Genomic DNA, 17,061 nt, shown 5'->3' on the forward strand with positions numbered 1-17,061 from the left:
AGGAGGAATTATACTAATGAAATTAGAAAAATTTGCTCACCCAACTGAAGGCGAAAAAATTCAAATTGATAACGGTACACTGCAAGTACCTAATAACCCGATCATTCCATTTATCGAAGGTGACGGTACAGGCCGTGACATCTGGAAAGCTTCCAAACGTGTATTGGATGCAGCTGTTGAAAAAGCATATGACGGCAACAAAAAAATCGCATGGTATGAAGTGTTTGCTGGACAAAAAGCATTCGATACATACGGGGAGTGGCTGCCAAACGATACGCTTGAAGCTATTCGCGAGTATATCGTAGCGATCAAAGGACCATTGACTACACCAATCGGTGGCGGAATTCGTTCCCTGAACGTAGCGCTTCGTCAAGAACTGGATCTGTACACTTGCTTGCGTCCTGTTCGTTATTTCGATGGTGTACCTTCTCCGGTTAAACGTCCTGAGTTGGTAGACATGGTCATTTTCCGTGAGAATACGGAAGATATCTATGCAGGTATTGAATACGCAGAAGGTTCAGAAGAAGTGAAAAAAGTAATCCAATTCCTGCAACAGGAGATGGGTGCAAACAAAATCCGCTTCCCTGAAACTTCCGGTATTGGTATCAAGCCAGTTTCCTCCGAAGGTTCCAAACGTTTGGTACGTGCAGCAGTACAATATGCCATCGATCACAACCGTAAGAGCGTTACATTGGTACACAAAGGTAATATCATGAAATTTACAGAAGGTGCCTTCAAAAACTGGGGTTATGAAGTTGCTGAAGACGAGTTTGCTGACAAAGTGTTCACTTGGGCACAATACGATATCATTAAAGAAAAAGACGGTACGGATGCAGCTAATGCAGCTCAAAAAGCAGCTGAAGATGCTGGCAAAATCATCGTGAAAGATGCTATTGCCGATATCGCTCTGCAACAAGTATTGACTCGTCCAGGTGAGTTCGATGTAATCGCAACGTTGAACCTGAACGGTGACTATCTGTCCGATGCACTGGCTGCACAAGTTGGCGGAATTGGTATCGCTCCAGGAGCGAACATCAACTATGTAACAGGACATGCTATCTTCGAAGCTACTCACGGTACTGCACCTAAATATGCAGACAAAGATGTCGTGAACCCTGGTTCCGTTATTCTGTCCGGCGTAATGTTGCTTGAGCACCTGGGATGGCAAGAAGCGGCTAACCTGATCTACAAAGGTATGGAAACATCCATCAACAACAAAACAGTAACTTATGACTTTGCACGTCTGATGGACGGCGCTACTGAAGTGAAATGTTCTGAATTTGCTGATCAAATCATTAAAAACCTGTAAGGGGAGATGTGAATCGTGACTATTCAGCGCAAAAAAATCACAGTAGTCGGCGCCGGATTTACCGGAGCTACAACGGCTTTGATGCTTGCCCAAAAAGAACTCGGGGATGTTATTCTGGTTGATATTCCGCAATTGGAAAACCCGACTAAAGGTAAAGCGCTCGACATGTGGGAAGCTAGTCCTGTTCAGGGCTTCGACAGCAATATCGTCGGTACTTCCAACTACGAGGATACTGCAGGTTCGGAGATTGTTATTATTACGGCAGGTATTGCCCGTAAACCAGGTATGAGCCGTGATGATCTGGTCAACACGAATGCAGGAATCGTGAAGTCTGTTTGTGAAAATGTGAAAAAATATTGCCCTGATTCCATCGTCATTATTCTAAGCAACCCGGTAGATGCAATGACATATGCAGCTTATCAGACGCTTGGTTTCCCTAAAAACCGCGTAATCGGCCAGTCCGGTGTTCTGGATACTGCACGTTATTGCACATTCATTGCACAAGAGCTGAATGTATCGGTTGAAGACGTCCGTGGATTCGTTCTTGGCGGCCACGGAGACGATATGGTACCACTCGTTCGTTATTCCAGCGTTGGCGGTATTCCAATCGATACCCTCATCCCGGCAGAGCGCATTGAAGCCATCGTACAACGCACACGTGTTGGCGGGGGTGAGATCGTTAACCTGCTCGGAAACGGCAGCGCATATTATGCACCAGCAGCTTCATTGGTGCAAATGACCGAAGCCATTTTGAAAGACAAAAAACGAATCATTCCGGTTATTGCTTACCTTGAAGGGGAATATGGCTACAACGACTTGTTCCTTGGTGTGCCAACCGTTCTGGGTGGTAACGGAATTGAGAAAATATTTGAACTGGAACTGACTGCGGAAGAAAAAGCTGGACTCGACAAATCTGCGGATTCGGTTCGTAACGTCATTTCAGTAGTTAACTTGTAAGTTTGAAAACTTTTTGACAGGAACAGACAGAAAACCTTCGGATCATCCGGAGGTTTTCTTTTCTTTGGATAAGTTCCCCAGTATAATGAGATGTGATGTATAGCACACTGACTGAAATTTTTGAGGAGGATGGACATTTTGACAATGATTATGTATTTGCTCCATATTATTGGAGCACTGGCGATGGGCTTCTATCTGATCTTGCCATTCGTTGTGGGCAAAATCCGTACATTGAGTGCTGCCGCTCAAGAGGGAGCATTTGCATCGCTCCGTTCATTAAACCGTATCGCACAGTACGGACTTGTAATTCAGCTTCTTACGGGTGGTTACTTAATGACCAAGGGTGAGTATTCCTATCTGTGGATGGGCGTGGTAGTGGTTCTGTTGCTGGCTATTGCAGCAATCGGTGGCATTATGGGTAAACCGTTACGCTTGGCAGCAGAGGCTGTGAAAAGCAACCGTGACGTCAGTGCAGAACAAAGTAAGATTCGTACGTTCAGCACATTGCTTGCCGTATTCCTGCTCATTATGGTGTATCTGATGGTGAACAACCAGGTGATCTAACAATAGCTGCGAAACGAGTTTTATTTGCGAGCTGAACTTAAAGCGTTTGCACTTCAAACGTTGGGACAAGCTGAATAAGAAAGTAAGGTCTTAAACCGTATTGAAATAGACAGCCCAGAGGCTGTCTATTTTTGTTCGCTCCGTCTGGGGTGATGTCTGACAACCAACAAGGTGCTAGTGTTGAAATAACGGCATATATGGCTCACGTAGTTAAACGCTACATTTAGTTAACCCAAGCTTACAGCGTGGGCAAATACGGTGTTACGACCGTTACGCTTGGACTCATATAGTGCCGTATCGGCATCACGCAGCAAGGATTCCAGAGAATCGGACCCTCCATTATATTGTGCCACTCCGAAGCTTGAAGTCAGTGGAATACGAGTACCTTGTACCTCCAGCGGGTCATTCAACAAAGCCACGCGTAACTTCTCAGCAAGCTGCTCACCGTCTTGGAGGGAGGCATTGGGTACCGCGATAACAAACTCCTCTCCTCCATAACGTGCAAACAACATCTCCGAATTCAGATAACGATTACATACAGAGACCACATGAATGATGGCCTGATCCCCAACGTCATGTCCATAGGTGTCATTAATTCGTTTGAAATGATCAATGTCAAATAAGATAAAGGCCGTCGGCCGCAGATTAAGCTGGGCTTCACTCAGTATCTCTCGACCTCTAAGCAGGAACTGCGTGCGGTTATATATTTTGGTGAGACCATCGAAGTAAGCCAGTTGCTTCAATTGTTCTTGTAGGAAACGTTGCTCTGTAATATCAATCAGCATAATCAGTGTGCCAACGGCCTGTCCTTCTTTGTTATAGACATAAGAGGTTCTTACCTGATAACAGACGGTCTCTCCGTTCAACTGCCAGTACAGATCGGTTTGCAGACCTTCTCGGCCATATTCCACTGGAAAGGTCTCACCGGCAAGCGACAGCCATACATCGTTAAGAGGTTGACCTACCATGCTGAAATCAAACTCTGGCAGCATATCACGCAGAGATTTGTTGTAGTCGACGAGACGATTGGAACTATCCAGCACGATAACGCCTTCACGCATGCTCTCAAAGATACTATCCTTGGCGATAGGTACGATGGTTAACAGACGGGAGGATAGAATAGCCCAGATATACATTGCGGATGTAATGCACATGAGAACCGGAACAGGATCCATACCACCTGGGGTCAGACCAAGTAAATACACAAAGGCCGCTACCATGGGAATAATCTGTGAAGTGATCAGTGTGAGTAACTGACGACGATACATCTTTTTGGTATGTTTCCATTGTCCGACGAGAATAAGGCAGGCACATAACAGACAGGAAAAGGTGAATGCGCCATGAACAACGTACCATTGCCCTACGGCAATATCCATTAGAGGGACGGAACTGTCTTCTCTTAACCATACTCTTTTATAGAAAAGATGATGAAAATCATTTGTTGCCACCATGAACAAGGTAATGGAAGGGATTACAAACAGTGCCGCAGAAGCTTTTTTGGATAACGTTTTACCCGTGTATTGCATCATGAGCATCAGCCCAAGAGAGGCGGAGAAAGGCATACCGATGTATTCGACGACCGTCCAGAATTTCATCTGCTCCAGTGTATTGCTGGCGAGTTCAATCGCGTAACCGAAGGTGTAAACCGACAGAGCTGCTGTATAGAGAATGAATATTTTCGAACTGGGGATTTCTGCTCTTCTAACATAAGTATATAAACACAGAAAAACATTCAGCACAGCTGAAGTTGCTACAAGTGTTATATAAGAATTAATGTGCGATTCCATGGGTTTGGTCTCCATATTAGATCAGAATATTTGCTTAGTTGGGAAGTATAACTGCATGACCGCGCTTCATCCAAACTGGATTAATTTTATTTAAAGCTTATCTGTATACTGTACATTGTACATCAGCCCATACGGCATAGGAATACAATTTGGTTGGTGAATCCGTTCAATTTCGATAAAATTTTCGAATGATTGGCATAATAGGTCGAATTCAATGCGGCTTTGCCTCAGTTGACAGCATGTCTGCGAGAAACGATAAAGAAACAGCCATTAGAGTATTGGGAATTTTTCTGTTTAACCGCCAAAAGCGAGTGGTAAGTATGTATCGAGGCAAGAGACAGGGACTTTGGAGCATGAGCATTGGAAAAGGGATTAATCTGTACTGTTCATGCCATCCTACAGAATGAATCTGAATCAGGACATTCCATTTTGAGAGGAGAAATGCCAGATGTCAACCGACACACAAAACAAAAAGACGATGCCTGCCCAACATCAGGATCAGCGCCCGGGTATCGAATCGGAGATGCACCCCAAACCAGAGTTTGAGAAACTTGAATATAAAGCAGCCGGTAAATTGTTAGATAAGGTTGCTCTGATCACGGGTGGAGACAGTGGAATTGGACGTGCTGTTGCCGTTACATATGCGAAGGAAGGCGCGGATGTAGCGATTGTATACCTGAGTGAGCATGAGGATGCAGAAGAGACCAAGCGTCAGGTCGAACAGGAAGGACGCAAATGCATATTGATTCCCGGTGATATTGGTGACAATGCCTTTGCCAAGAAATCCGTGAAGCAGACGGTGGATCAACTAGGCAAGCTGGATATTGTCGTGAATAATGCAGCGGAGCAGCATCCCCAGCAGCAGCTGGAGGATATTACTCCAGAACAGCTGGAGCGTACGTTCCGCACAAATATTTTTGGCATGTTTTATATTACACAGGCTGCTCTGCCACATCTTAAGAAAGGCAGTACAATCATTAATACAACCTCCATTACCGCATATCGCGGAAATCCGACGTTAATTGATTATTCATCTACGAAAGGAGCTATCACTTCTTTTACACGCTCTTTGTCGATAAATGTTGTGGAGAAGGGAATTCGTGTGAATGCTGTTGCTCCAGGGCCAATTTGGACCCCGCTCATTCCATCCACATTTGATGAGAAAAAGGTGAGTGAATTTGGTGCTACTCAGCCGATGAAACGTCCAGGGCAACCGAATGAATTGGCTCCAGCTTACGTATATCTCGCTTCGGATGATTCTTCCTACGTGAGCGGTCAGGTGATGCACGTTAATGGCGGCGAAGTGGTCAACGGATAATCCATTGACGACGTATTTCGAATGAAGGCGTATCGTTACCAGCATGACTGGTCGGTACGTCTTTTTTTAATGAGCATATAGCGGAAGAGATATAATTTTGATCCAGTTTACAAAAGTCGGGATCGGCGTTGATGCAACCATGATACTTTATCATTAGGCTTGCCTGGAGATAGTTCTAGAACTGACGCCGCGTGCTGCTAATCAAAAATGGCAGGGTCTCCATGCTATCTGTGATATGATATAGACCGACAAGTAAGCTTCGGAGGCGGTCACATGAAGATTAGCAAACAAAATGCGGCACACTATATATGGGGTGGACAGTGCGATGGTTGGCATCTCGTTCAAGATGAAACACTGAGCATTATTCATGAACGTATGCCTGCAGGAACTTCTGAAACCCGGCACTACCATTCGATAAGTCGTCAGTTTTTCTTTATTCTTAGCGGTGAGGCTTGTATGGAACTTAACGGGGAAGAGTTTGTGCTTGAACTCCATGAAGGGATAGAAATTGCGTCGGGCATGCCACATCAGATGCAGAATCGGGGCGAAGCAGACGTAGAATTTCTTGTCATTTCACAACCCACCACTCGTGGTGATCGAATAGAAATGGATATGTAATTATTAATTTTATAACAAAGGAAGAGATAGATGAGACCGTTCCGAATTCGCCTTGCCATCATTATGATGGTGCTGATCGGTATTTCCGTCATTGTGGCGGGGTATACGATGGGCAGAGTTTTTAAGACTACTCACATTAATGCATTGGAGCAAACGATGGTGCGTGAGATCAACTTGCTAAAAGCAACGTTCCCGTTCCATGATGCAACCAATCCAAAAAATGCAGAGACACAGAAATATTACTCAGAACGTGCGGTTGAGCTGGATCGACTGACGGATTCACGGGTAACTTTTATCAATAAAGACGGAACGGTCATTGGCGACTCGGAGAGCGATCCCAATTCAATGGACAACCACTTGAACCGTCAGGAGATTAAAGAAGCGGTTGGGCAAAATTATGGTCAGTCGATTCGTTATAGTGCAACATTAGGGCAGGACATGCTGTATGTGGCACTTCCTGTGAATTCGGATCAAAGCGACATGATCGAGTTACCCAGTGGGAAATTTGATGGTTACATTCGACTATCCATGAGTCTTGAAGCTGTTGATCAGGGTCTTCAGCAGGGCTGGATTTTGATGTTCTTCACCTTGGGCCTTCTGTTCCTGATTGTGGCTCTGGTAAGTTACCGGGTTGCGCGGGGACTGACATCGCCCATTGAGCATATTACGAAGGTGGCTCACCGGATCACCAAGCTGGATTATGATGCTAGAGTGGATGTAACTCGTAATGATGAGATCGGTCAACTGGGACTTGCCATTAACGGAATGGCAGACAGCCTTCAGATGCAACTGAAGACGATCAGGGATAATGAAGCGCTGCTGCAAAGTGTGCTTGCCAACATGACGGGCGGCATTATAATGATCGATGCTGGTCAATCTATTGCGCTGGTCAATCGGGAAGCGGAGCGTATGCTTGGCATTCAGGCAGAGCGGGTTACTGGCAAACCATATATTGAATTGAAGCGGCATTATGAGCTGACACGCACGATTGAAGAGAGTGTTGCGTTGCGAGAACCAATGCATGAAGAAGTAAGTGTGTTCAATCCGGTGGAAAAATTAATTCGCATTGATGGAGTACCGATGTCCGAAGATGACGGCGCTTATCGGGGGATGCTCTTTCTCCTACAGGATGTCACGGCGATCCGCAGGCTGGAATCAATGCGCAGTGAGTTCGTCGCGAATGTATCTCATGAACTCAAAACGCCGGTGGCTGCGGTCAAAGGTTTTGCCGAAACGCTTCTTAGCGGCGGGGTACAGGACAAAGAGACGGAGCGTTCATTCCTGCAGATTATCTATGATGAAGGTGACAGACTGAATCGATTAATCGGAGATATTCTGGAGTTATCCAAAATTGAGTCCAAACGGGCTCCCCTGCAGTGTTCACCTGTGCATGTGCATTCGTTCTTCGAGATGGTCCTGGGTACCTTGTCCAAGGTGGCGGAGAAGAAAGAAATTCGCCTGGAGATGAATGTTCCCGAAGAATTGTATATTGAAGCTGATGAGGATAAAATGAAGCAGATCTTTATTAATCTGTTATCCAACGGCATTAATTACACGCCTGAGGGCGGAAGGGTAAAATTACAAGTGTCGGTTGAACATAATGAGGACGAAGAAGAAGTTGTATTTGCAGTATCCGACACAGGAATTGGTATTCCGAAGAAAGATTTGCCGCGGATTTTTGAACGCTTCTATAGGGTGGACAAGGGCAGATCCCGTAACTCGGGAGGCACTGGACTTGGACTTTCAATTGTGAAACATCTGGTAGAATTGCACCATGGCAAACTGTCTGTAGAGAGTGAACTTGGCATGGGGACTACGTTTCGTGTTATCCTTCCATTAATTCAGGATGAAGAAATCTAGTGCGATGGAAGTGAAATGTAAAAGGAATGTGCTGTTTTACACAGAGTTAACAATTAGGTGCTATGATAATGAAAGTGTTGTGGCAACAGACAACCTATAGGAGAGAAGGGGTATCATGGCGCAGCGTTTGCTCGTTATTGAAGATGAACCAACATTATCAAGATTGCTTACGTACAACCTGACACAAGAGGGCTATGATGTTATTGCTGAGGATCACGGATCTTCAGGTTATGATCGGGCGTTGTCCCAGGAGTTTGATCTGATTCTGCTGGATCTGATGCTTCCTGGAATGAACGGTCTGGATATTCTGAATAAGTTACGAATTCAGGGTGTTAGCACACCGGTCATTATTCTCACAGCCAAAAACGGTGAAGCCGAAGTTGTACAAGGCTTAAAATCAGGTGCCGATGATTATATTACGAAGCCATTTGGTGTATCCGAATTGCTTGCTCGCGTAGATGCAGTGTTAAGACGTTATTCGAACGGTGAAGATTTGCCGCAACCAGAGGATAAAGATGGTTCCCGTATTATTCTGGGAGAGCTTGAGATATATCCTTTGAAGTATGAAGTGACATTGGGTGGACAATCCATCAGTCTTCGTCCCAAGGAGTTTGAGGTACTGCTTTATCTGGCCAAGAAGCCGGGTGTTGTGCTTACACGGGATGATCTGATGAATGCGGTCTGGGGCTTCGATTATATCGGAGGACAGCGCACGGTGGACGTTCATGTCAGTTCATTGCGGAAAAAGTTGGAGCTGGACCCGGAATCGGTTCATATTGATTCGATTCGCGGTGTAGGTTATAAATTGGTTGTAAAAAGAAAAACTCCCCATCATTCAAGTTAACAATGATCGGGGAGTTTTTTTTACATTCCGTTAACATAAACAATTATTTTCCTTTACGTATAGGGAGTAGGATGAAGCTGTCTGAGTGATACTTTATACCTATATATTCCACCTCAGGACGGAGCTCATACGTAAAGGAGATTGCGCATTTATGCCCATGTTGCTCGAAGTGAAGCCCGACCAGCCCGAAGAAATGATAAATACGCAACAGGAACAAGTTGTAGCTCCCATGGGAGAACAAAAAGATGAAGATGAAATTGGGGTCACCAAAGAGAATGTAATTTCATTACGGGACTATTGCCGTCAAATACCTGTAGTTGACGTTCACACTACCTGCGGGGAAGCGGCAAGCCTGCTCAATCAGGATCAGGAATATCCGTGTATTGTATTATGTGATGATCACATGCGGCCATTAGGTTTGTTGATGCGAGAGACATTATACCGAATGTTGAATGGACGCTTCGCGGCAGATCTTTTCTATCGTAAGCCGGTTGTACACGCAGCTGACTCTTCTCCTGTTATTGTCGATGTGCACGCAGAAGCGACCGCGATTATTGACATCGCTCTTGCACGCAGTGAGCAATATTTCTACGATTGTTTGATCGTTACGGAAGAAGACCGATTGCTGGGTGTGTTGACGATGAGGGATGTTATGTCCCTTTCCCGTAAACTGCAGCATGTGGCTTCAGAAGAACGTGTACATATTATTACACAGAGCAGACAGGAAATAACGAGAATCAACGACTCCGTCACCAAACTGGTTCAAGCCGCTCAAAAGGCTGGGGTAGAAGCGTCTCAGATCATGCAGTTGTCCGAACGGGGAGCGAGCAGTCTCAGTCAGGTTGATGCTTCCTATAACCGTGTATATCAGCATATGGAGGGTCAGCAGAAACACGCTGATGACATGCTGAGCTCTATCGACATGGGTTCCGGGATGGCACGTTCCATTCGTTCATTGGCTGACCAAAGTGGGCTACTCGCTATGAATGCTTCCATCGAAGCGGCACATGCGGGGGAGTACGGACGGGGTTTCCAGGTCGTTGCTGGTGAGATTCGTGCACTAGCCAAGCAGACCCGTGAGGTTGCGGGAAATATGTCCTCTTTACTGGATGATATCGGAGGATTGACCAGACAGACTGTAGAACTGGTGAGAGCAAGCGCGGCAGAGATTGACAGCAGCTCCGTTCATGTAAACGAAGGAGGGGCTGCATTCAAACAGCTGAACACGGCTGTGGCAGGCATGTCCCATATTGCAGAGGATATCGCGAAGGAAGGCAAAACGGCTGGAGAATTGGCCGAGCACATTCGGGAGAGACTGGAAGATATGGTCCAGGCGGATGACTAAATGACGGTAGGATAGGCATCATTCATACGCAATGATCGGATAGGAGGGTCATGGGTGTGAAAGATGTCACTTTTTACATTCCGTTAACATGAAAGTGATACTGTTTTTACAATGAGAGGGTAGGATATTATAGATGACCGAGAGCCAAGTTCAATCATTGGCATCGGTCTACGTAAGGGAATCTGGTTGTCCCTGCCGCGAAGGAGAAGTGAACATCCATGAAGGACCTCATTCACATTGAAGGACTTAATTTATACTATGATACGCATCACGCGCTTAAAAATATATCGATGGACCTGCCGGAGAAGACAGTTACCGCGTTTATCGGTCCGTCGGGCTGTGGTAAATCGACCTTGCTTCGTACATTGAATCGGATGAATGACATGATTCCAGGCGTACGTGTGGAAGGACAAGTTATGTTGGACGGTTCCGACATTTATAGCAATGAGATTGAAGTAGAGACGCTGCGTAAGCGGGTCGGAATGGTATTTCAGCAGCCTAACCCTTTTCCAAAATCGATCTACGATAACGTGGCCTATGGACCACGACTTCATGGGGTGACGCAAAAAGCCGAACTGGATCGTTTGGTTGAGCAGAGTCTTGTTCATGCTGCACTGTGGGATGAAGTGAAGGATGTGCTCAAAAAATCGGCACTCAGTCTCTCCGGTGGACAACAGCAGCGCCTCTGTATTGCACGTGCTCTGGCCGTGCAGCCTGACGTACTGTTGATGGATGAAGCAACGTCTGCACTTGATCCAATCTCAACGCTTAAAATTGAGGAACTGGTCAAGGAACTGCACCACAAATACACGATTGTAATGGTAACCCACAACATGCACCAAGCTGCACGGGTATCGGGTCGTACGGTATTTTTCCTGAACGGGGAAGTGGTGGAGGCAGCAGATACAGAAACGTTGTTCTCCACACCGCAGGATTCCAGAACCGAGGATTATATATCCGGACGGTTCGGATAAGCAAGCTGAGTTCGAACGATCCCGGCGTGTCCGGAGATGATGGATAAGGAGGACATGGAATCTATGATTCGCAGAAGAGAATTTGATCAGGAGCTTGAGGAACTGCGCACACTGCTTCGGCAAATGGGTGAGCATGTAGGCACAGCGTTGGATGGTGCTATTGAAAGTTTACAGACGATGGATGCCGAGAAAGCTCAGGTCATCATCAAGAATGATGCGAATCTGAATGCCTTGGAAGACAAGATTATGGAATTGGGTTCCAAGCTCATCATTACACAACAGCCGGTAGCGAAGGATTTGCGACGCATTATTGTTGCCTTCAAAATCTCAAGTGACTTGGAGCGTATGGGTGACCTTGCGCTGGATGTGGCCAAAGTGACCCTTCGTATGGATGGGCAGGAGCTCATTAAACCGCTTGTGGATATTCCAAGAATGGCGGAAATCGTGAAGTCCATGATTGAGGAATCCATTGAATCCTTCCTGAAAGAAAATACGGATCTGGCCTACAAAATGGCTCAGACCGATGATCAGGTTGACCAATTGTACAGTCATATGATCAGTGACCTCTACTCGTTTATGACAGACCATCCAAATAAGGCTTCCCAAGCGATGCTCTTGATGTTGGTAGGACGTTATATCGAACGGATTGGTGACCACGCAACAAACATTGGTGAGAGCACGGTGTATCTGGTAACAGGAAAACGCCCTGATTTGAATCAATAGGTAACCGTTTTTAGTGGAATTGGGGTATTATTCGTAGCGAAATGAAGGGACTTTCTCTCGGGCGGCCTGTGAACAGGTCATCCGCGGAGGGAGTTCTTTTTTTTGCAGGCCAGATCATGGCCTATAAAGATGACTAATTTTTTTGTTGTAACAGGTGTGTATGGTATCATGAGAGTAGATGTGATTGAAGGATTGACCATACGATACGCGAGGTGCTGGAATGGACAAGTTTATTCTTATAGATGGAAATAGCATTATTTACAGGGCGTTTTTTGCAATGCCACCGCTAACTAACTCGAAAGGCTTGCACACCAATGCGGTGTACGGCTTCACCACGATGCTGCTGCGCTTGCTGGAAGAGCATAAACCGACACATGTGATGGTGGCATTTGATGCAGGCAAAGTTACGTTCCGACACGAAGGTTACCAGGAGTATAAGGGTGGTCGGGAGAAAACACCGCCGGAGTTGTCGGAACAATTTCCGCTGCTGAAAGAGCTGCTTCAGGGCTTCGGGATTGCCCAGTTTGAGCTTGCAGGGTTTGAAGCGGATGATATTATCGGAACATTAACGAAACGTGCGGATGAAGCCGGAAGACAGGTTCTCGTTGTGTCAGGTGACAAAGATATGCTGCAGCTTGCCTCTGAACATGTGCATATCGGGCTTACGCGCAAAGGGGTAACCGAGATTGAGCTATACGATCCCGCTCAGATCAAGGAGCGCTATGGTCTGACCCCGCTGCAAATCATTGACCTCAAAGGTCTGATGGGCGATGCGTCCGACAATATTCCGGGCATTCCTGGTGTTGGAGAGAAAACGGCTCTGAAGCTGCTGCACCAGTTCGGTTCGGTTGAGGAAGTTCTTAACGGCACAGGTGAGCTAAAGGGCAAAATGAAAGAAAAAATTGAGGCTCACGCCGAAGATGCACGTATGAGCAAGCAGCTTGCCACGATCCACCGTGAAGTTCCATTGGAACAAACTTGGGAAGATATGCAGTTTGCTGGCTTAAAAGAGGAACTGGCAGGTCCGGCTTTGGCCAAGCTCGAATTCAAGTCTTTGCTAGAGCGCCTGTCATTCCGTGCAAGTGTAGTTTCTGAACAGGAAGCCGTTCCGGCGGCCGTAGTGGAATCCTCCATTGCAACAGAAGAAACGATTAGTGAACTGTTCAGTTCACTCGAATCCATTGATGTGCTGCATGTGGAGACACATGGTGATAACCCGCATCAGGCGAAACTCATTGGACTTGCTGTTGGTTCAGCCGAAACCTATACATTCCTGTCTTCCGAATTGCTCCAGTCAGATGCAGCTGCCCCAGTACGAGAATGGCTCGGCAATGCAGATCAACCCAAGCGTGGTTATGATCTACATCGTGTTGATCTGGCACTGCATGCGCATGGCATTGAGTTTGCTGGAGCGTCCTTTGATGTGCAATTGGCTGCCTATTTGCTTGATCCAACTGAATCGAATCAGACGATTAGCGGCCTGACCACGAAGTATGGTCTGCCTTCCCTCGTGGAGGATGATTCGGTTATGGGCAAAGGTGCAAAATACAGAGTGCCTGAGGCGAATATATTGGGCGATTTTCTATGTCGTAAAGCGGCGGCAGTAGCAGCCATTATTCCACTCCAAGAGCAGGCACTGGAGAGTAATGAGATGAACGCACTTTTCCATGAACTGGAGATGCCATTGTCACGTATTCTTGCAGATATGGAGAAACAGGGGATTAAGGCTAATACGGCAGATTTGAAGGCTTTGGGTAGTGAGTTCGAAGAAAATATAAGTAGGTTGATGGCGGAAATCTACAAGCTTTCCGGTACGGAATTCAATCTGAATTCACCGAAACAGCTGGGTGAGATTTTATTTGATAAACTCGGTTTGCCTGTGGTGAAGAAAACAAAGACAGGATACTCTACGGATGCCGAAGTATTGGAGAAGCTGGCTCCATATAATGATGTAGTCAAACATATTCTGCAATATCGTCAACTTGCCAAGTTGCAGTCCACATATGTAGAAGGACTCCTCAAAGAGATTTCAGATAAGGATGGCAAGGTGCATACGTTTTACCGTCAGACGATTGCGGCTACTGGACGTCTTAGCAGCCAGTTCCCGAACTTGCAGAACATTCCGATTCGGATGGAGGAAGGCCGTAAAATCAGAAAGGTATTTGTTCCTTCCGAACCAGGGTGGTCCATTTTGGCAGCAGACTATTCGCAGATTGAACTGCGCGTCCTTGCACATATTTCAGATGATGAGCGGCTGAAGGAAGCTTTTGTCCAGGACATGGATATCCATACGAAGACGGCCTCAGATGTGTTTGGCGTGAAGCCAGAAGAGGTGGATGGAGACATGCGTCGTTCTGCCAAGGCGGTTAACTTTGGTATCGTATACGGGATCAGCGACTACGGTTTGTCTCAGAACCTGCACATCACGCGGAAAGAGGCAGCACAGTTCATTGATCAATATTTTGAAGTATTCCAGGGTGTGCGTCGATATATGGATGATATTGTGAAGGAAGCCCGTCAGGATGGTTATGTCAAAACGTTGCTGGAACGCCGTCGTTATCTGCCAGAAATCAATGCAAGTAACTTTAACCTGCGTTCCTTTGCTGAACGGACAGCAATGAATACACCGATCCAGGGAACTGCGGCAGATATCATCAAGCTTGCCATGGTACAGATGGATGAAGCACTGCGTGAACGCAAGCTGAAGAGCCGCATGCTATTACAGGTGCACGATGAGCTTGTATTCGAAGTGCCTGCGGATGAAATGGAACTGATGAAAGAGCTGGTTCCTTCGGTGATGGAAAAAGCATTGGAGCTGTCAGTGCCGCTAAAAGCGGAAGTCAGCTACGGAGAAAACTGGTACGAGGCTAAATAATAGATCCCAAGCGGGTTTTCCGTTATTTTACAAAATATTTTTCAACTGTTTTCGACACAAGAAGGGGTCCCGCTGAGCGCCATCTTCCGTTATAATATAGGGGAGGTGAGAACATCATGCCGGAATTACCGGAAGTCGAAACAGTCAGAAGAACATTGAATCAACTTATTGTTGGCAAGACCATTGACTCCGTTACCGTTAGCTTGCCGCGGATTATTCAGCGGCCGGACGACATAGATGCATTTGCAATGGAACTTAAGGGACATACCGTGATCGGTGTGGAGCGCAGAGGCAAGTTTTTGCGTATTTTGCTGGACGGGCTGGTGCTTGTCTCCCATCTGCGGATGGAAGGCAGGTACGGGGTATACCAACAACATGAGGAAGTGGAGAAGCATACCCATGTTATCTTTCACTTTACCGATGGTACAGAATTACGTTACAAGGATGTTCGTCAATTCGGTACAATGCATCTCTTCAATGCAGGGGAGGAACTGGTATCCAAACCTTTGTTAAAACTGGGGCTGGAGCCGCTTGATCCTGCGTTTACTGTAGCTGCATTCCGTGAGGCTGTTGGCAAACGCACGACCAAAATTAAAGCCGTCTTGTTAAATCAGGCATATGTGGTCGGCATCGGGAATATTTATGTGGACGAGGCCTTGTTCCGCGCTGGAATTCATCCAGAAACCATTGCCAAGACATTAACCGAAGCCCAGTTAACCGTGCTGCATGAAGCGATCGTGGTTACGCTCCAGGATGCGGTGAATGCAGGAGGTTCCTCCATTAAGTCCTATGTCAATGGACAGGGCGAGATGGGAATGTTCCAGCATCAGTTGAAAATATATGGACGCAAGTCTGAACCTTGTGCAACGTGTGGCACATTAATCGAGAAGAGTGTTGTAGGTGGTAGGGGCACGCATTACTGTCCAAACTGTCAACCGCTGCTCTAAATCGTTGATGGGTTTGGTAGCATGAACGAAATCGTCAAATTGTAGCACCCTTGGATTCCTCCCTCCATATACTGATATGGCAGAAATAAGCGGGCGTATACCCATACTGGCAGCCGCCAGTTGGAACGAGTTCCGCACAGGGGAGGAATCCGGGGTGCTGCATCATTTTATTTCATTACTGGCGCTTGCTTTGGCGCTTAGTTTAGATGGTTTTGGAGTCGGGATTACATATGGGCTGCGGAGAACTAAAATTCCGCTGTTATCCATTGTCGTCATTTCCATCTGTTCGGGTCTGGTTATTGCATTATCGATGCAAGTAGGTGTGCTTCTGTCTCATGTCGTATCTCCGGACGTGGCTTCAATTGTTGGAGCGGTTATTCTGATCGGTATTGGCGCATGGTCGTTGCTGCAACTCATTCGAAAACGGGGCAAGGAACAGCTGGAAACGGACAATGGAGTGGGTGAGGGAACAGGAGCAGGAGCAGGAACAATCCGCAGTAGTACGCAAGCCTCACCAGAAGCTCAGTCGAAGGGCAGGAATCAGGTGCTCGCGCTGGAGCTTGAGCCATCTGCTTCTGGAGGATCTCTGGAACGAATGGTCTTTACACTTGAGCTGCGGAAGCTGGGTGTGGTTATTCAGATCCTGCGTAGTCCCTCGAAGGCGGATATGGATAACTCGGGCAGTATATCCGTCCAAGAAGCGATGTGGCTGGGGATAGCCCTTTCTCTGGATGCTTTTGGTGCAGGATTAGGGGCAGCATTATTGGGATTTCCGACTTTGTGGACAGCATTAGTTATTGCGTTGTTTAGTGGGGCATTTCTGTCACTGGGCATGAAAGTTGGGTTGCGCTTTGCTGCTCTGCGGTGGATGCGAAGATTATCTGTGTTACCTGCGCTTTTATTAATGTTTATGGGAATAATGAAGTTGTTGTGAGGTGAA

14 protein-coding genes are annotated in these 17,061 nt (G+C 46.5%); 13 read left to right on the top strand and 1 reads right to left on the bottom strand.

The window, feature by feature from the left end; all coding sequences use genetic code 11:
• Positions 1-16 precede the first annotated feature (16 nt).
• From icd to BLS14_RS25200, 3 genes are all read left to right on the top strand, one after another.
• Positions 17-1,309 carry an NADP-dependent isocitrate dehydrogenase gene (gene icd, locus BLS14_RS25190; protein WP_063568094.1) on the top strand — a complete coding sequence of 431 codons (1,293 nt, stop codon included), beginning with the start codon at positions 17-19 and terminating at the stop codon, positions 1,307-1,309.
• Positions 1,310-1,324: 15 nt separating this feature from the next.
• Complete coding sequence (gene mdh, locus BLS14_RS25195; protein ID WP_072733980.1) at positions 1,325-2,266, top strand: malate dehydrogenase; 942 nt, start codon at positions 1,325-1,327, stop codon at positions 2,264-2,266.
• Positions 2,267-2,404: 138 nt separating this feature from the next.
• Complete coding sequence (locus tag BLS14_RS25200; RefSeq protein WP_090808739.1) at positions 2,405-2,830, top strand: hypothetical protein; 426 nt, start codon at positions 2,405-2,407, stop codon at positions 2,828-2,830.
• A gap of 227 nt (positions 2,831-3,057) precedes the next feature.
• On the opposite strand, the gene BLS14_RS25205 is transcribed toward BLS14_RS25200, so the two are convergent.
• A complete protein-coding gene (locus tag BLS14_RS25205) occupies positions 3,058-4,617 on the bottom strand; it encodes a histidine kinase N-terminal 7TM domain-containing diguanylate cyclase (protein WP_090954524.1) in 1,560 nt (519 codons plus the stop codon).
• A gap of 448 nt (positions 4,618-5,065) precedes the next feature.
• Between BLS14_RS25205 and BLS14_RS25210 the strand changes: the two genes are divergently transcribed.
• From BLS14_RS25210 to BLS14_RS25255, 10 genes are all read left to right on the top strand, one after another.
• Positions 5,066-5,935: an SDR family oxidoreductase gene (locus tag BLS14_RS25210; RefSeq protein ID WP_090954526.1), complete on the top strand. Its 870-nt coding sequence runs from the start codon at positions 5,066-5,068 to the stop codon at positions 5,933-5,935.
• 273 nt (positions 5,936-6,208) lie between these two features.
• On the top strand, positions 6,209-6,553 hold the full coding sequence (locus BLS14_RS25215) for a cupin domain-containing protein (RefSeq protein WP_079697696.1): 345 nt from the start codon (positions 6,209-6,211) through the stop codon (positions 6,551-6,553).
• A gap of 30 nt (positions 6,554-6,583) precedes the next feature.
• The gene (pnpS, locus tag BLS14_RS25220) at positions 6,584-8,413 is read left to right on the top strand and encodes a two-component system histidine kinase PnpS (protein WP_064639306.1); all 1,830 of its coding nucleotides are present in this window, start codon (positions 6,584-6,586) and stop codon (positions 8,411-8,413) included.
• A 115-nt stretch (positions 8,414-8,528) separates the two neighbouring features.
• On the top strand, positions 8,529-9,257 hold the full coding sequence (locus BLS14_RS25225) for a response regulator transcription factor (RefSeq protein ID WP_053783546.1): 729 nt from the start codon (positions 8,529-8,531) through the stop codon (positions 9,255-9,257).
• Positions 9,258-9,408: 151 nt separating this feature from the next.
• Positions 9,409-10,602 (top strand): methyl-accepting chemotaxis protein, encoded by a 1,194-nt coding sequence (locus BLS14_RS25230; RefSeq protein WP_090954528.1) that lies wholly within the window; start codon positions 9,409-9,411, stop codon positions 10,600-10,602.
• A gap of 218 nt (positions 10,603-10,820) precedes the next feature.
• Positions 10,821-11,576 carry a phosphate ABC transporter ATP-binding protein PstB gene (gene pstB / locus BLS14_RS25235; protein WP_063568101.1) on the top strand — a complete coding sequence of 252 codons (756 nt, stop codon included), beginning with the start codon at positions 10,821-10,823 and terminating at the stop codon, positions 11,574-11,576.
• A 63-nt stretch (positions 11,577-11,639) separates the two neighbouring features.
• Positions 11,640-12,299, top strand: coding sequence for a phosphate signaling complex protein PhoU (phoU, locus tag BLS14_RS25240; RefSeq protein ID WP_063568102.1), 660 nt, complete (start codon positions 11,640-11,642; stop codon positions 12,297-12,299).
• Between the two features lie 220 nt (positions 12,300-12,519).
• Complete coding sequence (gene polA, locus BLS14_RS25245; protein ID WP_072733975.1) at positions 12,520-15,174, top strand: DNA polymerase I; 2,655 nt, start codon at positions 12,520-12,522, stop codon at positions 15,172-15,174.
• A gap of 116 nt (positions 15,175-15,290) precedes the next feature.
• A complete protein-coding gene (mutM, locus tag BLS14_RS25250) occupies positions 15,291-16,121 on the top strand; it encodes a DNA-formamidopyrimidine glycosylase (protein WP_090954530.1) in 831 nt (276 codons plus the stop codon).
• A gap of 154 nt (positions 16,122-16,275) precedes the next feature.
• Positions 16,276-17,055, top strand: coding sequence for a manganese efflux pump (locus BLS14_RS25255; RefSeq protein ID WP_063568105.1), 780 nt, complete (start codon positions 16,276-16,278; stop codon positions 17,053-17,055).
• The last annotated feature ends 6 nt before the right edge of the window (positions 17,056-17,061 follow it).

The organism is Paenibacillus sp. OK060 (assembly GCF_900101205.1).
Lineage (GTDB): Bacteria > Bacillota > Bacilli > Paenibacillales > Paenibacillaceae > Paenibacillus > Paenibacillus marchantiae.

What these genes read in the sequence shown, in the direction of transcription:
- icd (WP_063568094.1), top strand. Translation starts at nt 17, where the DNA reads ATGAAATTAGAAAAATTTGCTCACCCAACTGAAGGCGAAAAAATTCAA.
- BLS14_RS25205 (WP_090954524.1), bottom strand. Translation starts at nt 4,617, where the DNA reads ATGGAATCGCACATTAATTCTTATATAACACTTGTAGCAACTTCAGCT.
- BLS14_RS25210 (WP_090954526.1), top strand. Translation starts at nt 5,066, where the DNA reads ATGTCAACCGACACACAAAACAAAAAGACGATGCCTGCCCAACATCAG.
- BLS14_RS25215 (WP_079697696.1), top strand. Translation starts at nt 6,209, where the DNA reads ATGAAGATTAGCAAACAAAATGCGGCACACTATATATGGGGTGGACAG.
- pnpS (WP_064639306.1), top strand. Translation starts at nt 6,584, where the DNA reads ATGAGACCGTTCCGAATTCGCCTTGCCATCATTATGATGGTGCTGATC.
- BLS14_RS25225 (WP_053783546.1), top strand. Translation starts at nt 8,529, where the DNA reads ATGGCGCAGCGTTTGCTCGTTATTGAAGATGAACCAACATTATCAAGA.
- BLS14_RS25230 (WP_090954528.1), top strand. Translation starts at nt 9,409, where the DNA reads ATGCCCATGTTGCTCGAAGTGAAGCCCGACCAGCCCGAAGAAATGATA.
- pstB (WP_063568101.1), top strand. Translation starts at nt 10,821, where the DNA reads ATGAAGGACCTCATTCACATTGAAGGACTTAATTTATACTATGATACG.
- phoU (WP_063568102.1), top strand. Translation starts at nt 11,640, where the DNA reads ATGATTCGCAGAAGAGAATTTGATCAGGAGCTTGAGGAACTGCGCACA.
- polA (WP_072733975.1), top strand. Translation starts at nt 12,520, where the DNA reads ATGGACAAGTTTATTCTTATAGATGGAAATAGCATTATTTACAGGGCG.
- mutM (WP_090954530.1), top strand. Translation starts at nt 15,291, where the DNA reads ATGCCGGAATTACCGGAAGTCGAAACAGTCAGAAGAACATTGAATCAA.